The sequence below is a fragment of the Pseudomonas sp. LBUM1651 genome, assembly GCF_059716135.1.
Map to the genome: position 1 here is coordinate 5,327,483 of NZ_CP166805.1, position 21,350 is coordinate 5,348,832.

The 21,350-nt window shown below is 59.1% G+C and carries 18 protein-coding genes; 10 read left to right on the forward strand and 8 right to left on the reverse strand.

Annotated features, from left to right (window positions below):
• Positions 1-111: 111 nt before the first annotated feature.
• Positions 112-387 carry a 50S ribosomal protein L27 gene (gene rpmA / locus ACA066_RS24975; protein ID WP_017340859.1) on the reverse strand — a complete coding sequence of 92 codons (276 nt, stop codon included), beginning with the start codon at positions 385-387 and terminating at the stop codon, positions 112-114.
• Positions 388-422: 35 nt separating this feature from the next.
• Positions 423-737, reverse strand: coding sequence for a 50S ribosomal protein L21 (gene rplU / locus ACA066_RS24980; protein WP_003176051.1), 315 nt, complete (start codon positions 735-737; stop codon positions 423-425).
• A gap of 240 nt (positions 738-977) precedes the next feature.
• Between rplU and ACA066_RS24985 the strand changes: the two genes are divergently transcribed.
• The 3 genes from ACA066_RS24985 to ACA066_RS24995 all read left to right on the forward strand — a co-directional run bounded on the left by ACA066_RS24985 (position 978) and on the right by ACA066_RS24995 (position 2,943).
• Positions 978-1,946: a polyprenyl synthetase family protein gene (locus ACA066_RS24985; protein WP_497697032.1), complete on the forward strand. Its 969-nt coding sequence runs from the start codon at positions 978-980 to the stop codon at positions 1,944-1,946.
• Positions 1,947-2,137: 191 nt separating this feature from the next.
• On the forward strand, positions 2,138-2,479 hold the full coding sequence (locus ACA066_RS24990; RefSeq protein WP_064675813.1) for a zinc ribbon domain-containing protein YjdM: 342 nt from the start codon (positions 2,138-2,140) through the stop codon (positions 2,477-2,479).
• A 206-nt stretch (positions 2,480-2,685) separates the two neighbouring features.
• Positions 2,686-2,943 (forward strand): PA4570 family protein, encoded by a 258-nt coding sequence (locus ACA066_RS24995; protein WP_084319505.1) that lies wholly within the window; start codon positions 2,686-2,688, stop codon positions 2,941-2,943.
• A 132-nt stretch (positions 2,944-3,075) separates the two neighbouring features.
• On the opposite strand, the gene bamJ is transcribed toward ACA066_RS24995, so the two are convergent.
• The 3 genes from bamJ to ACA066_RS25010 all read right to left on the reverse strand — a co-directional run bounded on the left by bamJ (position 3,076) and on the right by ACA066_RS25010 (position 4,840).
• Positions 3,076-3,693, reverse strand: coding sequence for a BamJ family beta-barrel-assembly machinery protein (bamJ, locus tag ACA066_RS25000; RefSeq protein WP_017340863.1), 618 nt, complete (start codon positions 3,691-3,693; stop codon positions 3,076-3,078).
• A 121-nt stretch (positions 3,694-3,814) separates the two neighbouring features.
• A complete protein-coding gene (locus ACA066_RS25005; RefSeq protein WP_497697033.1) occupies positions 3,815-4,126 on the reverse strand; it encodes a DUF6482 family protein in 312 nt (103 codons plus the stop codon).
• A gap of 225 nt (positions 4,127-4,351) precedes the next feature.
• Entirely contained in the window at positions 4,352-4,840 is a 489-nt protein-coding gene (locus ACA066_RS25010; protein ID WP_497697034.1) for a TIGR00645 family protein, read from the reverse strand.
• Positions 4,841-4,999: 159 nt separating this feature from the next.
• Here ACA066_RS25010 and ACA066_RS25015 point away from each other — a divergent pair, with 159 nt between their 5' ends.
• The gene (locus tag ACA066_RS25015; RefSeq protein ID WP_497697035.1) at positions 5,000-6,829 is read left to right on the forward strand and encodes a hypothetical protein; all 1,830 of its coding nucleotides are present in this window, start codon (positions 5,000-5,002) and stop codon (positions 6,827-6,829) included.
• Between the two features lie 5 nt (positions 6,830-6,834).
• Here ACA066_RS25015 and ACA066_RS25020 read toward each other — a convergent pair whose 3' ends face one another.
• Both ACA066_RS25020 and ACA066_RS25025 read right to left on the reverse strand, forming a co-directional pair.
• Entirely contained in the window at positions 6,835-7,176 is a 342-nt protein-coding gene (locus tag ACA066_RS25020) for a PA4575 family protein (RefSeq protein WP_017340866.1), read from the reverse strand.
• 298 nt (positions 7,177-7,474) lie between these two features.
• Positions 7,475-9,913: a Lon protease family protein gene (locus ACA066_RS25025; RefSeq protein ID WP_497697036.1), complete on the reverse strand. Its 2,439-nt coding sequence runs from the start codon at positions 9,911-9,913 to the stop codon at positions 7,475-7,477.
• 276 nt (positions 9,914-10,189) lie between these two features.
• On the opposite strand from ACA066_RS25025, the gene ACA066_RS25030 reads away from it, so the two are divergent.
• The 4 genes from ACA066_RS25030 to ACA066_RS25045 all read left to right on the forward strand — a co-directional run bounded on the left by ACA066_RS25030 (position 10,190) and on the right by ACA066_RS25045 (position 13,885).
• Complete coding sequence (locus tag ACA066_RS25030; protein ID WP_017340868.1) at positions 10,190-10,678, forward strand: DUF3015 domain-containing protein; 489 nt, start codon at positions 10,190-10,192, stop codon at positions 10,676-10,678.
• A 215-nt stretch (positions 10,679-10,893) separates the two neighbouring features.
• Positions 10,894-12,747, forward strand: coding sequence for an Lnb N-terminal periplasmic domain-containing protein (locus tag ACA066_RS25035; RefSeq protein ID WP_497697037.1), 1,854 nt, complete (start codon positions 10,894-10,896; stop codon positions 12,745-12,747).
• 216 nt (positions 12,748-12,963) lie between these two features.
• Complete coding sequence (locus ACA066_RS25040) at positions 12,964-13,320, forward strand: hypothetical protein (RefSeq protein ID WP_497697038.1); 357 nt, start codon at positions 12,964-12,966, stop codon at positions 13,318-13,320.
• Positions 13,321-13,390: 70 nt separating this feature from the next.
• Positions 13,391-13,885: a GreA/GreB family elongation factor gene (locus ACA066_RS25045; RefSeq protein WP_497697039.1), complete on the forward strand. Its 495-nt coding sequence runs from the start codon at positions 13,391-13,393 to the stop codon at positions 13,883-13,885.
• Between the two features lie 165 nt (positions 13,886-14,050).
• Here ACA066_RS25045 and ettA read toward each other — a convergent pair whose 3' ends face one another.
• Positions 14,051-15,715, reverse strand: coding sequence for an energy-dependent translational throttle protein EttA (ettA, locus tag ACA066_RS25050; protein ID WP_497697040.1), 1,665 nt, complete (start codon positions 15,713-15,715; stop codon positions 14,051-14,053).
• 284 nt (positions 15,716-15,999) lie between these two features.
• Between ettA and ACA066_RS25055 the strand changes: the two genes are divergently transcribed.
• Positions 16,000-19,848 (forward strand): EAL domain-containing protein, encoded by a 3,849-nt coding sequence (locus tag ACA066_RS25055; protein WP_497697041.1) that lies wholly within the window; start codon positions 16,000-16,002, stop codon positions 19,846-19,848.
• Positions 19,849-20,087: 239 nt separating this feature from the next.
• Positions 20,088-21,341: a serine hydroxymethyltransferase gene (gene glyA, locus ACA066_RS25060; protein WP_017340875.1), complete on the forward strand. Its 1,254-nt coding sequence runs from the start codon at positions 20,088-20,090 to the stop codon at positions 21,339-21,341.
• Positions 21,342-21,350: the final 9 nt, after the last annotated feature.

Here is a 21,350-nt window from a genome sequence, read left to right on the forward strand (position 1 = left end):
CAACGACCGCAAATCCAGCGCTGGAGCCCATTACAAACAGCTTTGCAAGAGACTCACCCCACAAACGAAAAAGCCCCGTCGCAAGACAGGGCTTTTCCAGCAACCACGTAATTATGCCGCGACGACTTCAGTCTTCGGGACAATGCTTACGTAACGACGACCAAAGGCGCCTTTTACTTCGAACTTGATCACGCCGTCGATTTTAGCGAACAGAGTGTGATCTTTACCCATGCCAACACCGTAACCGGCGTGGAATTGGGTGCCGCGCTGACGCACGATGATGTTGCCCGGAATGATAACCTGGCCGCCATACATCTTCACGCCAAGGCGTTTGGCTTCTGAGTCGCGACCGTTACGGGTACTACCACCAGCTTTTTTGTGTGCCATGAGTTCAATTCTCCTAGTGAGGAATTAGGCTGAAATTAAGCCTGAATACCGGTGATTTTGATCTCGGTGTACCACTGGCGGTGGCCCATACGCTTCATGTGGTGCTTACGACGACGGAACTTGATGATGCGGACTTTATCGTGACGACCTTGGGAGATCACTTCAGCCACAACGGTAGCGCCAGCAACAACTGGAGCGCCGATATTCACGTCATCGCCATTGGCGACCAACAGAACGCGATCAAAAGTTACGGATTCGCCGGTAGCGATTTCCAGTTTTTCAATCTTCAGGTATTCACCTGGGGCGACTTTGTACTGCTTGCCACCAGTAACGATTACTGCGTACGACATGGTATTTCTCCGATAATCCTGCTCACCCAGCTCTTTATAAGAAGAGGTATTGGCTGGCATGGCTGCATAAGGCTGGAAGGCCTGTTTGCAATTGCGTAAGGCAGGTGCTGCCCAGGAAGTTCAGGGTGCGCGATTGTACGCAAGCTGCCGGAGCGATGCAAGAGGCCGTCCATTGCGCCTTGACACCCGCCGACGTGGGTCCTAGCATGCCGCGCAACCCTTCTGGAGCAACTGTCGCTGATGCAACCCCAAGCTTTCTACCGCGCGGTGGCGGACGATTTTAGCGCCGTCGACGGCATCATCAAGAAGCAGCTGACTTCCCGAGTGCCGCTGGTATCGAAAATCGGCGACTACATTACTTCGGCTGGCGGTAAACGCCTGCGTCCTTTATTAGTCCTGCTGTGTGGCAAGGCCCTTGGCCGCGAAGGCGACGACCTGCGCCTGCTGGCCGCGACCATCGAGTTCCTGCACACCGCCACCTTGCTGCACGACGACGTGGTCGACATGTCCGGCATGCGCCGTGGCCGCTCGACCGCCAATGCCATGTGGGGTAATGCACCAAGCGTGCTGGTGGGCGACTTCCTGTATTCGCGCTCCTTCGAAATGATGGTCGAACTGGGCTCCATGCCAGTGATGAAGATCCTTTCGCAAGCCACGCGCATCATCGCCGAAGGCGAAGTGTTGCAGCTGTCGAAGGTCCGCGACGCCAGCACCACCGAAGAAACCTACATGGAAGTCATCCGCGGCAAGACCGCGATGCTCTTCGAAGCGTCGACCCACAGTGCTGCGGCGCTGTGTGAGGCGACGCCGGAACAGGCCGAAGCCCTGCGCACCTTTGGTGACCATCTGGGCGTGGCCTTCCAACTGGTCGACGACCTGCTGGACTACAAGGGCGACGCAGAAACCCTGGGCAAGAACGTCGGCGACGATCTGGCCGAAGGCAAGCCGACCCTGCCACTGATCTACACCATGCGCGAAGGTACGCCGGAACAGGCGGCACTGGTGCGCAAGGCGATCCAGAAAGGCGGCATCGAGAATTTGGAAAGCATTCGCGAGGCCGTTGAAGCATCCGGCTCCCTTGAGTACACCGCGCAACTGGCCCGCGACTATGTGGCCCGAGCGATTAAATGCCTCGACGCGCTGCCTGCCAGCGAATACCGCGATGCGTTGGTGGAATTGAGTGAGTTTGCGGTAGCTCGCACGCACTAATCCCGCCCGCCCCTTGTAGGAGCGAGCTTGCTCGCGAAGGAATCAAGAGCGCCGCGTTCATTCTGCATGAACGCGTTATCGTTGACGTCCATCGCGAGCAAGCTCGCTCCTACAAATGGGCACGTGCGCGCCTCGCAACAAAACCCTATACAATGTGCGCTTTTTAGCGATCCTGAATCCAAGGAGCCTTAGTGAGCACGTTGCCACCCTGCCCGAAATGCAATTCCGAATACACCTACGAAGACGGCGCTCAGCTGATCTGCCCCGAGTGCGCCCACGAGTGGTCTGCCGGCGGCGAAGCTGAAGCCGCGTCCGATGACACCGTGAAAAAGGATTCGGTAGGCAATGTCCTGCAGGACGGCGACACCATCACCGTGATCAAGGACCTCAAGGTCAAAGGCACGTCGCTGGTGGTCAAGGTTGGCACCAAGGTCAAGAACATCCGCCTGTGCGATGGCGACCACGACATCGACTGCAAGATCGACGGCATCGGGCCGATGAAGCTCAAATCCGAGTTCGTCAGAAAAGTCTGATCCCGCTGTCTTCCATCCCACGCCCTGCGTGGGATGGTGCTTCGCCCTCCCCCGCTTCACCCAGCATTTCCTCGCAATAGCCAAACGCCAGCCGTTTTGACCTTACGCAATCTTTACCCGGAAAAAATCACAAACCGCCAATAGACCCTTGCTATTTGATGAATAGGAATTATTCTCATTGAAACCAATCAATGGAGATGAGACCCATGACTTATTTGATCGATGCCTGGCTGGACCGCCCACACCCTTACCTCAGGATCCTGCATCGGGAAACCGGGGAAGTCTGCGCGGTGCTTGAAGAAGAAGCCTTGAACGAGCTGCAGGATCAGGGTGATCTGGACGTCAACGGCCTGAGTTCCAGCGAGCCGGTGGTGCTCAAGGAACTGGTACGCAATCTGTTTCTGTTCTGCTATGCCCGGGCGTTGCGCCCGACAAGCGATCTGAACCATAAGATCGAAGTATGAAAAACGCCGTCAATCACTGTAGGAGCGAGCTTGCTCGCGAAGAACTCAAAGACACCGCGTTCATTCAGAATGGCCGCGTTATCGTTGACGCCCATCGCGAGCAAGCTCGCTCCTACAGGTGATCAGCAGGTATTACAGAACGTCGAGCAGCTCGACGTCGAATACCAGTACGCTGTGCGGCGGAATGCTGCCAACGCCTTGAGCGCCGTAAGCCAGTTCGCTCGGCACGTACAGGCGCCATTTGCTGCCGGCGTTCATCAGTTGCAGGGCTTCGGTCCAGCCAGCGATCACGCCGCCAACCGGGAATTCTGCTGGCTGACCACGATCGTAGGAGCTGTCGAACACAGTGCCGTCGATCAGGGTGCCGTGGTAGTGAGTACGCACGGTGTCTTCACGGGATGGCTTGGCGCCTTCGCCGGCAGTCAGCACTTCGAATTGCAGACCGGAAGCCAGGGTAGTGATGCCATCGCGCTTGGCGTTTTCAGCCAGGAAGGCCAGGCCTTCGCCAGCTGCTGCTTCAGCTTTGGCAGCTGCTTCGGCCTGCATGATTTCGCGGATAACCTTGAAGCTCGCGGACATTTCTTCCTGACCCACACGGCTTGGCTTGCCGGCGAAAGCGTCGGTCAGACCTGCCAGGATCGCGTCCAGGCTAACGCCCGGTGGCGGGTTGTCGCGCAGTTGGTCGCCCAGCTGACGGCCAATACCGTAGCTGACGCGGGTTTCGTCGGTGGACAGATTTACTTCGGACATGACACTGCTCCGCTGTGCGGACGGCCCTGGACTTTGCCGTGCGTGCACAGCGCGTCCCGGAGCGCCCGGAACCAAAAGGGCCAGCAGACTAGCACAGATGTCGTTGCGCTGATGAGGGGCGTCAGTGTCGCCAGGCAGTACCGACGTTGATCGGCACCTTCAGACTTTCCTCTGCATTCGCAACCAGCCCGCACATTTCATCATGAACCGAGGTGTGCACAAGGTTGAACGGCAAGGTGGGAAAGGCATGAAGCACTTCACGCGCGTGCTCGACTGAACGCAGGTGAACGGCTTGGCCCTTGGCATCATTCAAGGGGTACGCAGAACCATGCATGCGCGCCTCCAGCAGGTAGATACCGCCTTCCATGGAGATCAGGTTCAGCTCATCGACTTTCCCGGCGATGGCATAAGCACGTAACTCTTCGAAGTTCATGGAACGCACCTCACACAGTGGCGAGACAACATCCTTACAGGGATAGGCCTCAGCGCATCAAAGTACAAGCCATAAACGACACCGCCCGTCTGTTTCACAAGACCTTGTAGGAGCGAGCGGTGCGGCGATCCGACTTGCCCGCGAAGGCTGTGTGTCAGTCAACATCCATGTTGACTGAGAGGACGCCTTCGCGGGCAAGCCTCGCTCCTACAGGGGCCGTGCGTGTCAGTGCTTGGTGAGTTTGTCCAGGTAACCCATGGCAAAAGCCGACACCACGAAAGTCATGTGAATGACCACGTACCACTTCAAATGCTCGGGATCGACATTTTTGGCGTCCATGAAGATCCGCAACAGATGGATCGACGAAATCGCCACGATGGACGCCGCGACCTTCATCTTCAACGACGACGAATCCATGGTGCCCAGCCAGTTGAGCTTTTCCTTGTTGTCGTCGATGTCCAGTTGAGAGACGAAGTTCTCGTAACCGGAAATCATCACCATCACCAGCAAACCGCCCACCAGTGCCATGTCGATCAGCGACAGCAGCACCAGGATCAGGTCCGATTCAGCCATCGAAAACACGTTGGGAATGACGTGGAAGACTTCCTGGAAGAATTTCAGCGCCAATGCCAGCAGACCGAGGGACAGGCCGAAGTAGATCGGCGCCAACAGCCAGCGGGAGGCGTACATTGCATTTTCGATAAAGCGTTCCATTGAATCTCACACCTGGGCTGGAAATCGCCGCGAGTATACCAGCCCCCCGTTACAGCCAGAAACAGTCGGGAAATCCGCAACCTGCACGTGTGTCACAAGGTTTTTCTGCTAGTGTCCAAACCATTGACAGCTCAGCGACAGCTGACAGGAAGACGGGAAATGGATGTGCGATTGCCTTTAATGAGCGCCGGGGTTTGTCTGGTCCTGCTGATGAGTGGCTGCTCACCCGGCGATGACAAACGTCAGGTCAGCCTCGAGGAAAAGACCGCGCAGTTCGAGAAAGCTCTGGATGCCATTCAGGACCCGAAACTCAAGGATGCCGTGGCCGAACTGGGTGGCTCGCTGCTGTTGCTCGAACGTGCACAACTCAAACTCGACAGCAAACCCGTGGCCACCGAGTACGGCGAAGACGTCCTTGCGGTGCTCAAGCACTATCCCACGCCCCAGGCTCTGGTCGACACGTACATCAACGGCCTCATTGTGCTGCACAAGGATTCCAGCTCCGATTACCTGACCGACCTGCAACCGGTGTTCCCCTTCAACTTCGACATTCCGGCCGCGTTCCTCTTTCCCCATGGGCTGGAATGGCAGTCGGTAACCCTGAGCAACAAACGCGTGATCCCGTTCCAGCCGGAATGGTCGGAAACCGACCCCGGCATTCAGCTAAGCCCGTCGAGCTCCAATTTGACCAACCCCGATGACCTGACAGTGACTTATCCGTTCATCGATGGCCTGGACGTCGAAAACAAGCACCAGCCGCAGCCGGTCAGCCTGCAGGGCAAGGTGGAAGTCATCGCGCCACGCAGGCTTTATAGTTTCGACCTGACGAAAAAGGACGTTGGCCAGACCCGCACCAACGACAACCTCAGCGTCACCTTGCTGAAACTGACCAACAACTACGCCGAGATCGAATTCAACAACAGCGCACCGCTGGCGCCCGAGGTCGGCGAAACGCCACTCAACCCGCTGATCGTCCAGGCCAGGGACGCCACCGGGCAATTTCTTTCGCGCTCCGGTTCGATCAACGAAACCGCCGCGCAAATTGCCTTCTTTCAAAAACAGCTCGAAAAAATGCAGCAACAAAAGGCCTGGAGCGAGACGTTCGAAAAACAACTCTACGAAGAGCAGCGCGCCTTTGAGAAGCAACAAAAAAACCATTACTCCAAGGTGTATTTCAACGGGCCGATCGAGACCCTTGAAGTCAGCCTGCTCGACTTCTCGGCGGCCACGGTCACACGCAAGGACCTGGATTTGCCAGTCCGTCGCTTCGACCAGCACACCACTGAAAAAACCATCCAGCCACTGACCTTGCCGGTGGTGGTGTACGACGATCAGGCTCCGACCTGGCTCAAAGGTGCGACGCTGACTGAGGAACAACTGAAAAAGAGCGTCAGCATCCGTCAATCGATCGAGGACCCGAGCGCCGCGCGCATTGAGTTCGATCACACCCGAAGTTTCAACGATGAGCTGCTGGGCACATCCTTCAACCCCGGCGATAGCCCGGTCAGCTTCTTTACCGAGGACAGCAGCGGTAAACGCGATGAGCCGATCGAGCTACCGCCGGAGGCGTATCAGATCGATCCCCTGCGCGGCATCATCACTTACGATCTGAACCTGTTTGCGCAAACGCCGGCCTACGCGGTGGGCTCCATGCCGCTGTTCCTGGCGACGGTCGACAAGCAGTCACTCGATGCCCACCAACTGCCCAAAGGCCTGGAATTGAAAGGCAATGCGCTGGTGGTTGATCTGAAGCTGTTTCCCGCCCAGGACTGGCGCTTTTTCGCCAGGGACGATAGCGGTCACTACCTCAAGGAGATTCTTTCGGTCATTCACGACGCGAGCGCAGAAGGCCCGGCGTTATTCGGCGTGCATTACTTCTATGGCCAGCCCACTCGTCTGGAAACCTATCAGCGAACCGATCTCACCACCGTGCAATATGGTTTCGAGGTCAAGCTCGACAAGGCTGATACGTCCAGCCTTGACCAGTAGCCCTCTCAATGGTCGGGGCGAAACTCGAAGCCGCCCAGGTTGCGGCAACGGCCGCCATTGATTTCCCGCAGCTGGGCTTGCAGGTGCAGGCACCAGATTTGTGGATCGTCGGCCAGCTCGTAGCCGTGCAGGGTCAGGCTTTCAACAATGGTGTCGAGGATTGATTCAGCCACGAAGGGGCCATGAAACGGGCCCTGGGCCTTGATGGCTGACGGTTGTTCGCCGGCCATTCCGGCGGCAAACAGCAAGGTCCACATGCCCGTATCGCCAGCCAATGGCTTGATGGCGCATTCGATACGAGTCACAAGACCCAAGCATTGACGGGTGAGGCAGAGGTTGCGCGACATGGCGGCGACCCTCGGTAGATCCGGTATTCAGCTCCCACGGGAGAACTGTCTCGATCCAGTGATTACTGTCGATGTCCTTGAGCTCAGAATAGAAGAAAAGTCTGACCAGCACGTCAACTGAGACCAGAAGGCGCCGAATGGTCATTGTGTGAATGTTGACGTCAGAGTGATGGCACTTTTGATCACCCCTAAAACCCGTAGGAGCCGAGCTTGCTCGCGATAGCGGACTTTCAGTCAACAGAGATGTTGATTGAAAGTCAGTCATCGCGAGCAAGCTCGGCTCCTACAGGGGTTTGTGTCAGGCGGGCTTGGCCTCGACCAGCGCTTCCTGCGCAGCTTCCTTTTCGGCTTCTTTCAGGTCTTCTTCGCTGATCATTTCCGCAATCACCCGCAAGCGTTCCACCACCCGCGCATTCACGCTGCCTTCAGGGAACTCGCCATTCTCATCCGGCGCACCGGCAGGCTCGCCGACCAACAGGCTCAACGCCTCATCGGCCTGACGCACCGCGTAGACATGGAATTGCCCCGCGCGCACCGCCGCCAACACCTTCTCGTCCAGCATCAGCGTGGCCACGTTGGCGTGAGGAATGATCGCCCCTTGCTCACCGGTCAGCCCGCGGGCTTCGCAGAGGCGGAAGAAGCCTTCGATCTTCTCGTTGACCCCGCCCACCGCCTGCACTTCACCGAACTGGTTGATCGAACCGGTGATCGCAAAGCACTGCTTGAGCGGCGTTTTCGACAAGGCCGAAATCAACGTGCACGCCTCACCCAGCGACGCACTGTCGCCATCGACGTAACCGTAGGACTGCTCCAGTGCGATGCTCGCGGAAATCGCCAGCGGGAATTCCTGGGCGTAACGGCTGCCCAGATACCCGGTGAGGATCATCACGCCTTTGGAGTGAATCGGCTGGCCGAGGTTAACTTCGCGCTCAATGTCGACGATGCCGCTGCCGCCCGGATACACCGTGGCGGAAATCCGCGCCGGCACACCGAACGCCGAGTCACCGACCTCCAGCACCGTCAGCCCGTTGCACTTGCCGACCGCCGCGCCATCGGTGTCGATCAGGATGATCCCGGCCAGCATGTCATCGAGAATCCGCGCCGAAACGCGCCCGGTGCGGGTGGCCTTGGCCTTGAGCGCACGCTCGATGTGCCCGGCGTCGGTCATTTCGTCGCCCGCGAGGTGACGAATGAAATCCGCCTCGCTGACCAGTTGGAACAGGTCACCGATCCGCGCCGACAAACGTCCCTGATGCTCAGCCAGACGCGCACTGTACGTCGCCACACGTGCCACAGCATCGGCGGTCAGCGGCGCCATACCCTCTTCAGAGGTGCGGGTTTTCAGTAACTGGGCGAACTGTTCCAGGCTCTCATCGACCATCGGGATGTCTTCGTCGAAATCCACCAGAACGCGGAACATCTCCTGGAAGTCCGGATCGAGGTCTTGCAGCGTGTAATACAGCTGACGTGCGCCGATGATGACGACTTTGACCTGCAACGGGATGTGCTGCGGTGTCAGGGTAACGGTGGCGAAACGGCCCATCTCGCCGAGTGGCGATTCCATTTTCAGCTTGCGCGATTGCAGGGCGCGCTTGAGCGCATCCCACACGAACGGCTCGCTGAGCATTTTTTCCGCTTCGAGAATCAGGAAACCGCCGTTGGCACGGTGCAGCGCGCCCGGTCGCAGTTGACGATAAGTCGTGAAGAGCGCGCCCTGATCGGTGCTGTATTCGATGCGGCCAAACAGGTTTTCGTAGGTCGGGTGCGGTTCGAACACCACCGGCGCACCGCCGCTGGCCGAATGACCGACCACCAGGCTTGGCGCGTATTGCTCTTCCAGCATCTTGCGGGCAACGGCATCGACCTTGCTGTCGTCCACCAGTTGCTCGACCACGGTTTTCAGCAGATAAACCTGCATCGCCTGCAGGTAACCGCACACCGCCGCGTTCTCGGCGTATTTCTCCGACAGCGGCGACAACAACGGTTGCAAGGCCAGGGTGATGGTTTCTTCGTTGAGGTGGCGCAGTTGATTGCTCGACTCACGCTTCCATTGCGGCAGGCTGGCAAGCTCTTCGTTCAGGCGCTCTTCCAGACCGGAAATGTCTTCGTGAAAACGCTCGCGATCGGCTTCCGGCAACTGGGCGAATTCCGCTTCATCCAATGCCTTGCCTTCACTCATCGGGGTAAACGCGATGTTGCTGGCATCGCGGTAAAGCGCGACTTCTTTCTCCAGCGCCAGGCGCTCGATGATGTCCAGCGCCTTGTCGTAGCGCTGGTTGAAAGCGCGGTCGATGGCGCTTTTCTTCTGCTGGTAGGACGGGTGTTCGAACACAGCCGGAAAAGTCGCCAGCAGGTTGTCGATCAGCGCGTTGATATCACCGATGAACGCGCCGGCGGTGCCCGAGGGCAATTCCAGGGCACGGGGTTCGCGGGGCTCATCGAAATTATTGACGTAGACCCAGTCCGCCGGGGTTTGCAGGCGTTTGCCTTCGGCCTTCAGGTAGCGTTTGACGAACGAAAACCGGCCGGTACCGGGCTCGCCCATGACGAATACGTTGTAACCGGGGCGTGGCATGGCCACACCGAACTGCAAGGCTTCGACCGCACGTTCCTGGCCAAGCACACCGCGGAAGGGCTCCAGATCATTGGTGGTAGAGAAGCTGAACTGTTCAGCGGAAAACGGACGGGTCAGCGCTTCGGGCGCTAGACGCAAGCTGGCAGCAACAGGATCAGGCATCGGGCTTCCTTACATCAGGCGGGGCAGATAGCGGCATTCTGGCGCTGCCCATACCCCACTGGCAAGGCGCGCCTTTAGCCAAAGCATAGCTAAACGGTTATCCCTACGCCGACCGGGTCTAAATCAACGTTTTCAACGAATATTTAGCAAAAAGTCACGGAACCCTTGGAACGTGCCTAAACTCCAAACTGCGCGGCTGGAACAATAACCGGCCCACTGGCGCCAGATCGGGCCAGACCCCTTGTCCATTGGTATGCACATAAAGAGAACAAAGCTATGAAACGGATTCTTCTCGGTACTCTCTTCACCGCTGTATCCCTCAATGCCATGGCTCAGGCGCCAGGCGGCCCGGATTGCGGTTGGGGCAACATGCTGTTCGAAGGTCAGCGTGGCACCCCGGCTCACTTCCTGGCATCCACCACCAACGGCACTTCCGGCAACGCAACCTTCGGTATGACCTCCGGTACCAACGGTTGCTCGACTAATGCGTCGCTGACCTATGGCGGCAAATCCTGGATTGCCATGAATGGCATGATGAACGAGCTGTCCGAAGACATGGCCAAGGGTCAGGGCGAAGCGCTGACCACTTACGCCGTGGTACTGGGCGTGGCGCCGGAAGACCGTGCGCACTTCGCCGCCGTCACTCATGAGCACTTCCAGCAGATCTTCAGCAAGGCTGACGTGACCGCTGACGACGTGCATACCAACACCCTGGCCGTTCTGAAGAGCGATCCGCGTCTGGCCAAGTACGCCACTCAAGCTTAAGCTCGACCCGCCCGCTCCTTTCGGGGAGCGGGCTTTATTTTTTGGACCTGCCCCTCTTTCGGCCATATCGTCCAACTGTAGGAGCCGGCTTGCTGGCGATGGCATCAACGCGGTTGTCCAGATAAACCGCGGCGCTGCCATCGCCAGCAAGCCGGCTCCTACAAGGACGGATCTTCCGTACGGGTCTTTATTTTTTTCGACTTAAGTTGCCCACTATGCTCAAACGCCTTGCCTGGCTGGCGCTCTGTGTCTGCGCCCCGCTGTCCGCCGCGCCACACATCGACAATCAACGTTTGCAGCAACTGGCCAATGACCCCTTCTGGATTTCCCTCGGTCATTACGAAACCGCCAAACTGGGCGGCTGGCGCAGCTATGTCAGCGACAGGAAGTTCTTTCTGGCGCCCGACGGTAATGAACATCCCGACCGTGAACTGGCCGCCACCGTGCAAGCGCTCTATGCCCCAGCCAGTGCCGGCGAGCAACACGCGCAATGTGTCTACCCGGCGCGTACTCGCTGGCTGAAAGCACAACTCAATCTGACCGATCTGCCGACACTGGACTGCGCCGAATTCAAGCAATGGTTCAAGGATGTCTCGCCCCACAGCGCGGTGATGATTTTCCCGGCGGCGTATCTGAACAGCCCGTCATCGATGTTCGGCCACACCCTGCTGCGCATCGATCAGGCGGGTGTGCAGAGCGACAAGACGGCGCTGCTCAGCTATGCGATCAACTTCGGCGCCTACATCGAAGGCTCGGACAACAGCATCCTCTACGCCTGGAAAGGCTTGATGGGCGGCTATCCGGGCCTGTTTGCGCTGGTGCCGTACCAGGAAAAACTCTCGGAATACCGCAGTCTCGAGAACCGTGACCTGTGGGAATACCGACTGAACCTGACGCAGCAAGAAACCGAGCGCATGGTCGAGCATGTCTGGGAGCTCAAGCAGATCCAGTTCGACTATTTCTTCTTCGACGAAAACTGCTCCTATCGCCTGCTGGAGCTTTTGCAGGTAGCGCGCCCGAGCTTGCGCCTGACCGAACAATTCCCGCTGACCGCGATTCCAACCGACACCGTCAAAGCCGTGAAAGAAGCCGGTCTGGTGGAGTCGATTCAGTATCGTCCGTCCCGCGAGCGTGAGCTGCTGAGCCGCGCCGAGCCGCTGACCGATGAAGAACAGCAGTGGGTGCTGAAAGTCAGCGCCGACCAGAAACAGTTGCAGGAACCGGCGTTCAAGGCGCAACCCCGCGCGCGCCAGGCGCTGATCATCGACGCGGCTTACCGGCTCGAACGCTACCGCGCCAACGGCCAGGAGCGCGACCCGCAACGGGCGCAACGCAGTTTCGAATTGCTGCGGGCGATCAACCAGAACCCGCCCCCCGAGCTGGACATTCCGCAACCCGGCCTGCCAGAGGACGGTCATGAATCCCGCACCTGGCAAGCCGGCATCGGCACCCGGGGCGACAAGGCGTTTGGTGAATATGGCCTGCGCATGGCGTATCACGACCTCAACGACAACTCGGAAAGCTTTCCCCTCGGCGCGCAGATTGAAATCCTGCAGATGAAACTACGCCAGTACGAAGGCAATCAATGGCAGTTGCAGCAACTGGACCTGGCGACCATTCGCTCCCTGACGCCGCGCAACGAGCTACTGCAACCGCTCTCGTGGCAAGTCACCGGAGGCCTTGAGCGGGTGCCGGGCAAACATGACGATGAAACCCTGGTCAGCCACGTCAACGGCGGTGGCGGCGGCACCTGGCAGTTGAGCGAGGACATGCTCGGGTTTGCCTTGGGCACGGTGCGCGTCGAGCACAACAATGACTTCGCCGGTTTCATCGCGCCGGCGGCAGGTTTCAACAGTGGCGTGCTGTGGAAGAACCCGCTGGGCAACTTCAGCCTGGAGGCCAAAGGCGATTTCTTCACCAATGGTGAAGTGCGTCGTAGCGTGAGTCTGAACCAGCAGTGGGAATTGTCGCGCAATCTCGGTTTACGCTTGAGCGCCCAGCGTGAATTCAGCCACCTCGCCTCCCCGGAAAACGAAGTGATGCTTGAGGTGAAGTGGTATCACTACTGACTCAGAACCACCGCTGTTCCCCTGTGGGAGCGAGCCTGCTCGCGATGGCGGCGTAACAGGCAACATGGATGTTGAATGTTATTGCCTCATCGCGAGCAGGCTCGCTCCCACAAGGGATAGTCGGTCTCAACGGATTAATCACACCGCTTTCACAATCACCTCACGAATCCACTCCTAGACTTCACCTATAGGCCGTCACACGGCCGGGAGTCCAAGATGTGGCGTTGCGTGGGTGTAGTGGTTTTGTTGATGTTAATCGCGGGCTGCCAGACGACCCACGAAGACCTGATTGCCAAGGGCTATCCACCGGCCTTCGCCGACGGCTTCGACGACGGCTGCAGCAGTGGCCGACAAGCCGCCGGGGCGATCACCGGTGAGTTTCGCAAGAACGTGCCGCGTTATCTCAAGGACAGGCAATACGCCGAAGGCTGGAGCGATGGCTTCCGCCAATGCCAGGCCATGCGCGAAAGCGAAGACCGCGAGGACTATCGCAGCCACCATTGGGACGAGCGTGAAAGAGCCTGGCAGCAGCAGAAAGACCAGGACGCCGCCCGTGCGTTTCGCTCGCAATGAGTCGCTTCCAGACATCCGTCGAAACTAAAAGACAGTGACCATGGCCCAAACCCTATAACGGGAGAAAACCATGAGTCGCGCCTTCGTCAATGAAGATAACGCTGCTGCGCAAGCCGATCAGCCAGTCGAACGGCAGGTCAGCGCGCAGCCCAACTACGTCACGCCTGCTGGTCTGGCGCAGCTTCAGGCGAAAGTCGCCGAGGTGCAAAACCTGCTCAATGAACAGAGTGCGAAGGGTGAAGTGGCGGACAAACAGCGCCAGGCCGACCTTGAGCGCGACTGGCGGTATTTCAATCAGCGCCTGCAAAGCGCTCAGTTAGTCGTACCGGCCTCCTCGACCAACAAAGTGCAGATCGGCGCCTGGGTAACCTTTGCCGATGAACAGGGCAACGAACAGCGCGTGCAGTTGGTGGGCGAGGATCAGGCGAATGCCGCGAGCGGGCTGATCAATTGGGGCTCGCCGCTGGGGCGGGCATTGTTGGGCGTACAGGTGGGCGATGAAGTGGTGTGGAAGCGGCCTGTGGGGGATTTGGTGATTGAGGTTCTGAGCGTAGAGATCGAGTGATCTTTAGGCCGCCATCGCTAGCAGGCTAGCTCCCACAGTGGATTTGTGTCGATCACATAACCCCTGTGGGAGCTAGCCTGCTAGCGATGGCCGCACCACGGTGTCACAGAAAGCAAAAAAAACGGAGCCCCCGAGGGCTCCGTTTTTCATGCAACCAACCTGAAATCAGGCCAGTTTCTTGTGCCGTACCCGATGCGGCTGGGCAGCCGCTTCGCCGAGGCGTTTTTTACGATCGGCTTCGTACTCGGAGTAGTTGCCTTCGAAGAACACCGCTTGCGAGTCGTCTTCGTACGCCAGGATGTGGGTCGCGACGCGGTCAAGGAACCACCGATCGTGAGAGATCACAATGGCGGCGCCCGGGAAGTCCAGCAGGGCTTCTTCCAGGGAACGCAGGGTTTCAACGTCGAGGTCGTTGGACGGTTCGTCGAGCAGCAGGACGTTGCCGCCCTCCTTCAGGGTCAGGGCCAGGTGCAAGCGACCGCGCTCACCACCGGACAGGTCCTTGACGAACTTCTGCTGATCGCCGCCCTTGAAGTTGAAGCGACCGACGTAGGTACGCGACGGAATCTCGTAGTTGCCGATGCGGATCTGGTCCGAACCGTCGGAGATTTGCTGGAACACGGTCTTGCTGCCGTCCAGGTCTTCGCGGCTTTGGTCGACGCAGGCCAGTTGCACGGTTTCGCCGACTTCGATGCTGCCCGAATCCGGAGTCTCCTTGCCCATCAGCATGCGGAACAAGGTCGATTTACCGGCACCGTTACCGCCGATCACGCCAACAATGGCGCCTTTCGGCATCGAGAACGACAGGTTGTCGATCAAAACGCGATCGCCGTAGCCCTTGGTGACGTTCTTGAACTCGATGACCTTGTCACCCAAACGCGGACCGGCCGGGATGTAGATCTCGTTGGTTTCGCTGCGCTTCTGGAATTCCTGCGATTGCATTTCTTCGAAGCGTTGCAGACGAGCCTTGGATTTGGACTGGCGGGCCTTGGCGCCTTTGCGCACCCACTCCAGTTCTTCCTTCATGGCTTTTTCGTGAGCCGACTGCTGCTTGGATTCGGCAGCCAGACGGTCGGACTTGGCTTCGAGCCAACCCGAATAGTTGCCCTCGTAAGGGATACCGGCGCCGCGGTCGAGCTCGAGGATCCAGCCAGCAACGTTGTCCAGGAAGTAACGGTCGTGCGTGATCGCTACCACGGTACCCGGGAAGTCGTGCAGGAAATGCTCCAGCCAGGCGACGGAATCGGCGTCCAGGTGGTTAGTCGGTTCGTCGAGCAGCAGCATGTCGGGGGCGGACAGCAGCAGGCGGCACAGGGCCACACGACGCTTTTCACCACCGGAGAGGAATTCGACCTTGGCGTCCCATGCCGGCAGGCGCAACGCATCGGCGGCGACTTCCAGTTGGCGATCCAGGTTGTGACCGTCGCTGGCTTGCAGGATGGCTTCGAGCTTGGCCTGTTCGGCGGCCAGTTTGTCGAAGTCGGCATCTTCATCAGCGTAAGCCGCGTAGACCTCATCCAGGCGCGCCTGGGCGTTCTTGATCACGCTGACCGCTTCCTCGACCACTTCACGCACGGTTTTGGTCGGGTCCAGGATCGGCTCTTGCGGCAGGTAGCCGATGTTCAGGTCCGGCATCGGACGGGCTTCGCCGTCGAACTCGGTGTCGACGCCGGCCATGATTTTCAGCAGCGTGGATTTACCCGAACCGTTAAGGCCGAGCACGCCGATCTTGGCGCCGGGGAAGAAGGACAGCGAAATGTTTTTCAGGATTTCCCGCTTCGGCGGAACAACTTTGCCCAGCCGATGCATGGTGAAGACGTATTGAGCCATGGAGAACCTTGGGTCAGTGACAGAGAATGATTGGAGCGCAGGCGATGCCCGGCCAGACCGTGCGCGTCGTCCGACTGATAGCTATCAATACGTGCGCGCTGAAAAAGTCTGATTCTAGGAGCTGGAACGCTCCCGCGTAACCGGCAAAGCTACCTGAATGACGAGAGGCAGTCCAGCCGGGAGGGACTGGCACTTTGCCACAACTCAAGGCATGCTAGCCGCCCTCCGGGCGTCCGGCTTATAGTGCACGTCGCGCCAGTCCAGCCAAACCGCAGGATTACAGTTTGTCCAATGTCACTCCGCCCCTGATCCCCCGTGCACCGACTGTTGCGCCCGGCTCCCCCCTGCGCGGAACCTTGAAGGGCGCGCTGGCGACACTGGTGTTGCTGCTGCTCGCCCTGCTGTTCTGGCAACTGCTGGATCAACTGCGCGAAACCCAGAAAAACCAGCGTCAGTACACCATCGACTACACCGCCGATCTGGCCGCGCAAGTCAGCCTGAACATGTCGCTCAACGCACAGATCGCCCTCAACCTGCTACCGATCGTCGAACAGCCACAAAGCGCCGACGAACAGCAGGAGCTACTGCGCAAACTGCAAAAATCCCTGCCCGACCTGCTCAGCCTCGCGCTGTTGAGTCCCTCCGGCAAAATCCTCAGTGACAGCGCCGCCGACAGCGAAGACGCTGACTACCTCGCCGAGCTGGTTCGTCACAGCCGTGCCCAGGCCCACTATTTCAGCAACTCCGATAACGGTTCGATGGTGCACTTGCTGCTGCATCAAGCCAGCGGCAGCACGCGTGGCTACTGGGTTCTTCGTCTGAAGCCGAGCTTTTTCTCGTCACTGACCAAACAGAACGAGACCGGTATCCGTCCGCTGTGGCTGGTGGAAAACCGTTTCAATCACCAGGTCATCAGCCGCGATGAATCGCTGCCCTTGGCCAAGCCGAGCGAACTGACCGAAGACGATGTGGCCAACAGCGTGCTCACGGTTCCCCTGAGCAGCAGCGACTGGCAATTGCGCGGCTTATTCGACCGCAAGCGCGTGATTGAAGAATTGTTACCGGCGTTCATCGGCAAATGCCTGTTGGGGCTGGCGCTCTCCCTGCTGCCGCTGATTGCCCTGCTGAACATGCGCCGCCGTCAGCGCCAGGTGACTGAAGGTCGTCGGCGTTATAAGGATATTTTCGAAGGTACCGGCGTGGCGCTGTGTGTACTTGACGTGTCGGGACTCAAGCATGCGTTCGACAAAGCCCGGTTGCACAGCAGCGAACAACTGCGCGGCTGGCTGGAATCTGCGGAGCAACGGCATCAATTGCTGCAGGAACTGCGCATCACCGAGGTCAACCAGGTTGCCCTGCAACTGCTCAACGTCAACACCTGCGAACAAGCCTGGAAACTGCTGATCGACGCCAATCCGCTGGACGGCACTGCCATCGGCAATCAAGTGCTCGACGCGGTGCTCAACCAGCAGAAACAGCTTGAGCTGGAGATAAAACTCCCGGACGCCAATGGTCGCGACCAGCACTTGTGGCTGGTGCTGCGCCTGCCGGAAGACCAGGATGACTATAAAGCGGTGATCCTGAGCATCAACGACATCACCAGCCGCAAGCTCATCGAACTGTCGCTGCTCGAGCGTGAAGGATTCTGGTCCGATGTGGTGCGCACGGTGCCGGACCATCTGTACGTGCAGGACGTGATCAGCCTGCGCATGATCTTCAGCAACCACCACCTGGGCCAGACACTCGGCTACAACCGCACCGAACTGCACCAGATGGGCGAGTACTTCTGGGAAATCCTCCTGCACCCCGAAGATGCCGACTACTACCACCGTTCGCGCCAGACCCAGCGTCACGCGGGCTACACCCAATTGCTGCAATGCCAACTGCGCTTCCGTCATCGGGACGGCCAATGGCGGCGTTTCGACATTCGTGAGCAGGCGCTGGCGCGGGACAAGCATAACCAGGTCACGCGGATCATCGGTGTGGCCAAGGACATCACCGAGCAGATCGAAGCCAGCGAGTCCCTGCGCGACAGCGAGCAGCGTTACCGGATGCTCGCCGAAAGCATCAGCGACGTGATCTTTTCCACCGACAGCAAGCTCTCGCTCAACTACGTCAGCCCGTCGGTGCAGGCCGTGCTGGGCTACGACACCGACTGGATCTTCCAGAACGGCTGGCAGACGATCATTGCCAACCCTCAGCAATTGTCCGGCATTTACGCCCTGATGGACCGCGTCAGCAAGGCGCTGGACAAACCCGAGCAACTGGCGCTGCTGCGCAGTCAGGTGCAAACCCAGCTGTTCCTCTTCGATTGCCTGCGGGCCGACGGGCGCAAGATTCCTATCGAGCTGCGTCTGGTGCTGGTCTGGGATGAACACGGCGCCTTCGAAGGCGTGCTCGGCGTCGGTCGCGACATCAGCCAGCAACGCCGCGCCGAGAAAGACCTGCGCATGGCGGCCACGGTATTCGAACACTCGACCTCGGCGATCCTGATCACCGACCCGGCGGGCTACATTGTCCAGGCCAACGAAGCGTTCAGTCGCGTGAGCGGCTACGCGGTGGAGCAAGTGCTCGACCAGTTGCCGAACATGCTGACCGTCGACGAGCAGCAGGAAGCGCATTTGCGCTATGTGCTCAAGCAACTGAATCAGCACAGCACCTGGGAAGGCGAAGTCTGGCTCAAGCGGCGCAATGGCGAGCATTACCCGGCGTGGGTCGGCATCACGGCGGTGCTCGACGACGAAGGCGATCTGGCCAGTTACGTGTGCTTCTTCAGCGACATCAGCGAGCGCAAGGCCAGCGAACAACGGATTCACCGCCTCGCCTATTACGACGCCCTGACCCACCTGCCCAATCGCACGCTGTTCCAGGATCGCCTGCACACCGCGCTGCAATCGGCGGAACGGCAGAAGTCCTGGGTGGTGCTGATGTTCCTCGACCTGGACCGTTTCAAGCCGATCAACGACTCCCTGGGCCACGCCGCCGGCGATCGCATGCTCAAGGAAATGGCCACGCGCCTGCTCGGTTGCGTCGATGACGACGACACTGTGGCACGCATGGGTGGCGACGAATTCACCTTGCTGCTGCAACCACGCATCAACCGGGAAATCGCCCTGAACCGGGCGATTCACGTGGCGGAGCAGATCCTCGCCAGCCTGGTGACGCCGTTCGTGCTCGAAGGCCGCGAGTTTTTCGTCACCGCCAGTATCGGCATCGCCCTGAGTCCACAGGACGGGAACGAACTCAGTCAGTTGATGAAGAACGCCGACACCGCGATGTACCACGCCAAGGAACGCGGCAAGAACAATTTCCAGTTCTATCAGGCCGACATGAACGCCAGCGCCCTGGAGCGTCTGGAGCTGGAAAGCGACTTGCGCCACGCCCTGGAGCAAAACGAATTCGTTCTGTACTACCAGCCGCAGTTCAGCGGCGACGGCAAGCGCCTGACCGGCGCCGAAGCTTTATTGCGCTGGCGCCATCCGCGTCGAGGACTGGTGCCGCCGGGGGATTTCATTCCCGTGCTCGAAGAGCTCGGGCTGGTGGTAGATGTCGGCGACTGGGTGATCAGCGAGGCCTGCCGTCAGCTCAAGACCTGGCATCAGGCCAAGGTGCGGGTGCCGAAGGTGTCGGTGAACATCTCCGCGCGGCAGTTCTCCGATGGCCAGCTCGGCACGCGGATCGCCACCATCCTCAAGGAAACCGGCCTGCCGCCGGCATGCCTGGAGCTGGAACTGACCGAAAGTATTTTGATGCGCGAAGTCAGCGAAGCCATGCAGATTCTCGCCGGGCTGAAAAATCTGGGGCTGAGCATTGCCGTCGATGACTTCGGCACGGGTTACTCGTCGCTGAACTACCTCAAGCAATTCCCGATCGATGTGCTGAAAATCGACCGCACCTTTGTCGACGGGTTGCCATCAGGCGAACAGGACGCGCAGATTGCCCGGGCGATCATCGCCATGGCGCACAGCCTCAATCTGGCGGTGATTGCTGAAGGCGTGGAAACCCATGAGCAGCTGGACTTCCTGCGTGAGCATGGTTGCGATGAGGTTCAGGGGTATCTGTTCGGGCGTCCGATGCCAGCGGGTCAGTTTGAGGGACAGTTCAGTAATGATGCGTTGTTCATGTTCGACTGAGATTTTGTAGGGAGGCCATCGCCAGCAGGCTGGCTCCCACAGGAATTGATGTCGATCAGGGAACTTGCAGGTTATCGCAATTACTGTGGGAGCCAGCCTGCTGGCGATTGGGCCGGCATGATCACCGCTGATCCCGTCATGAAGCCCACTTGTCTGCGACATGATGTCCTTTCATATGCCATCTAAAACCCATTGGGTTAGAATGCCCCCCTTTTCTGCCCCGATCCTTGAGGACCGCCATGTTCAGCCGTGATTTGACTATTGCCAAGTACGACGCCGATCTCTTTGCCGCCATGGAGCAAGAAGCTCAGCGCCAGGAAGAGCACATTGAGCTGATCGCTTCGGAAAACTACACCAGCCCTGCGGTGATGGAAGCTCAAGGCTCGGTACTGACCAACAAGTACGCCGAAGGTTACCCGGGCAAGCGCTACTACGGTGGTTGCGAGTTCGTCGACATTGTCGAGCAGCTTGCAATTGATCGCGCCAAGGAGCTGTTCGGCGCCGATTACGCCAACGTTCAGCCGCACGCCGGTTCGCAAGCCAACAGCGCCGTTTACCTGGCTCTGCTGCAAGCAGGCGACACCATCCTGGGCATGAGCCTGGCCCATGGCGGTCACCTGACCCACGGTGCCAGCGTTTCCTCCTCCGGCAAGCTGTACAACGCCGTTCAGTACGGCATCGACGCCAATGGCCTGATCGACTACGACGAAGTCGAGCGTCTGGCGGTTGAGCACAAGCCGAAAATGATCGTGGCCGGTTTCTCTGCCTACTCGCAGATCCTGGACTTCCCGCGCTTCCGCGAAATCGCTGACAAGGTTGGCGCCTACCTGTTCGTCGACATGGCCCACGTGGCCGGTCTGGTCGCCGCTGGCGTCTACCCGAACCCGGTTCCTTTCGCTGACGTCGTGACCACCACCACCCACAAGACCCTGCGCGGTCCACGTGGCGGTTTGATCCTGGCGCGCGCCAACGCCGACATCGAGAAGAAGCTGAACTCCGCAGTATTCCCGGGCGCCCAGGGTGGCCCGCTGGAGCACGTGATCGCCGCTAAAGCGATCTGCTTCAAGGAAGCGCTGCAGCCTGAGTTCAAGGCTTACCAGCAACAAGTGGTGAAAAACGCCCAGGCCATGGCCAGCGTGTTCATCGAGCGCGGTTTTGACGTGGTTTCCGGCGGTACTGAAAACCACTTGTTCCTGCTGTCGCTGATCAAGCAGGAAATCTCCGGTAAAGACGCTGACGCCGCTCTGGGCAAAGCGTTCATCACCGTGAACAAGAACTCCGTGCCAAACGACCCGCGCTCCCCGTTCGTTACTTCCGGTCTGCGCTTCGGCACTCCGGCTGTGACCACTCGTGGCTTCAAGGAAGCTGAGTGCAAAGAGCTGGCCGGCTGGATCTGCGACATCCTGGCTGACCTGAACAACGAAGCGGTGATCGACGCCGTTCGTGAGAAGGTCAAGGCCATCTGCAAGAAGCTGCCGGTGTACGGCGCTTAATTGCACCGT

What these genes read in the sequence shown, in the direction of transcription:
- rpmA (WP_017340859.1), bottom strand. Translation starts at nt 387, where the DNA reads ATGGCACACAAAAAAGCTGGTGGTAGTACCCGTAACGGTCGCGACTCA.
- rplU (WP_003176051.1), bottom strand. Translation starts at nt 737, where the DNA reads ATGTCGTACGCAGTAATCGTTACTGGTGGCAAGCAGTACAAAGTCGCC.
- ACA066_RS24985 (WP_497697032.1), top strand. Translation starts at nt 978, where the DNA reads ATGCAACCCCAAGCTTTCTACCGCGCGGTGGCGGACGATTTTAGCGCC.
- ACA066_RS24995 (WP_084319505.1), top strand. Translation starts at nt 2,686, where the DNA reads ATGACTTATTTGATCGATGCCTGGCTGGACCGCCCACACCCTTACCTC.
- bamJ (WP_017340863.1), bottom strand. Translation starts at nt 3,693, where the DNA reads ATGTCCGAAGTAAATCTGTCCACCGACGAAACCCGCGTCAGCTACGGT.
- ACA066_RS25005 (WP_497697033.1), bottom strand. Translation starts at nt 4,126, where the DNA reads ATGAACTTCGAAGAGTTACGTGCTTATGCCATCGCCGGGAAAGTCGAT.
- ACA066_RS25010 (WP_497697034.1), bottom strand. Translation starts at nt 4,840, where the DNA reads ATGGAACGCTTTATCGAAAATGCAATGTACGCCTCCCGCTGGCTGTTG.
- ACA066_RS25015 (WP_497697035.1), top strand. Translation starts at nt 5,000, where the DNA reads ATGGATGTGCGATTGCCTTTAATGAGCGCCGGGGTTTGTCTGGTCCTG.
- ACA066_RS25020 (WP_017340866.1), bottom strand. Translation starts at nt 7,176, where the DNA reads ATGTCGCGCAACCTCTGCCTCACCCGTCAATGCTTGGGTCTTGTGACT.
- ACA066_RS25025 (WP_497697036.1), bottom strand. Translation starts at nt 9,913, where the DNA reads ATGCCTGATCCTGTTGCTGCCAGCTTGCGTCTAGCGCCCGAAGCGCTG.
- ACA066_RS25030 (WP_017340868.1), top strand. Translation starts at nt 10,190, where the DNA reads ATGAAACGGATTCTTCTCGGTACTCTCTTCACCGCTGTATCCCTCAAT.
- ACA066_RS25035 (WP_497697037.1), top strand. Translation starts at nt 10,894, where the DNA reads ATGCTCAAACGCCTTGCCTGGCTGGCGCTCTGTGTCTGCGCCCCGCTG.
- ACA066_RS25040 (WP_497697038.1), top strand. Translation starts at nt 12,964, where the DNA reads ATGTGGCGTTGCGTGGGTGTAGTGGTTTTGTTGATGTTAATCGCGGGC.
- ACA066_RS25045 (WP_497697039.1), top strand. Translation starts at nt 13,391, where the DNA reads ATGAGTCGCGCCTTCGTCAATGAAGATAACGCTGCTGCGCAAGCCGAT.
- ettA (WP_497697040.1), bottom strand. Translation starts at nt 15,715, where the DNA reads ATGGCTCAATACGTCTTCACCATGCATCGGCTGGGCAAAGTTGTTCCG.
- glyA (WP_017340875.1), top strand. Translation starts at nt 20,088, where the DNA reads ATGTTCAGCCGTGATTTGACTATTGCCAAGTACGACGCCGATCTCTTT.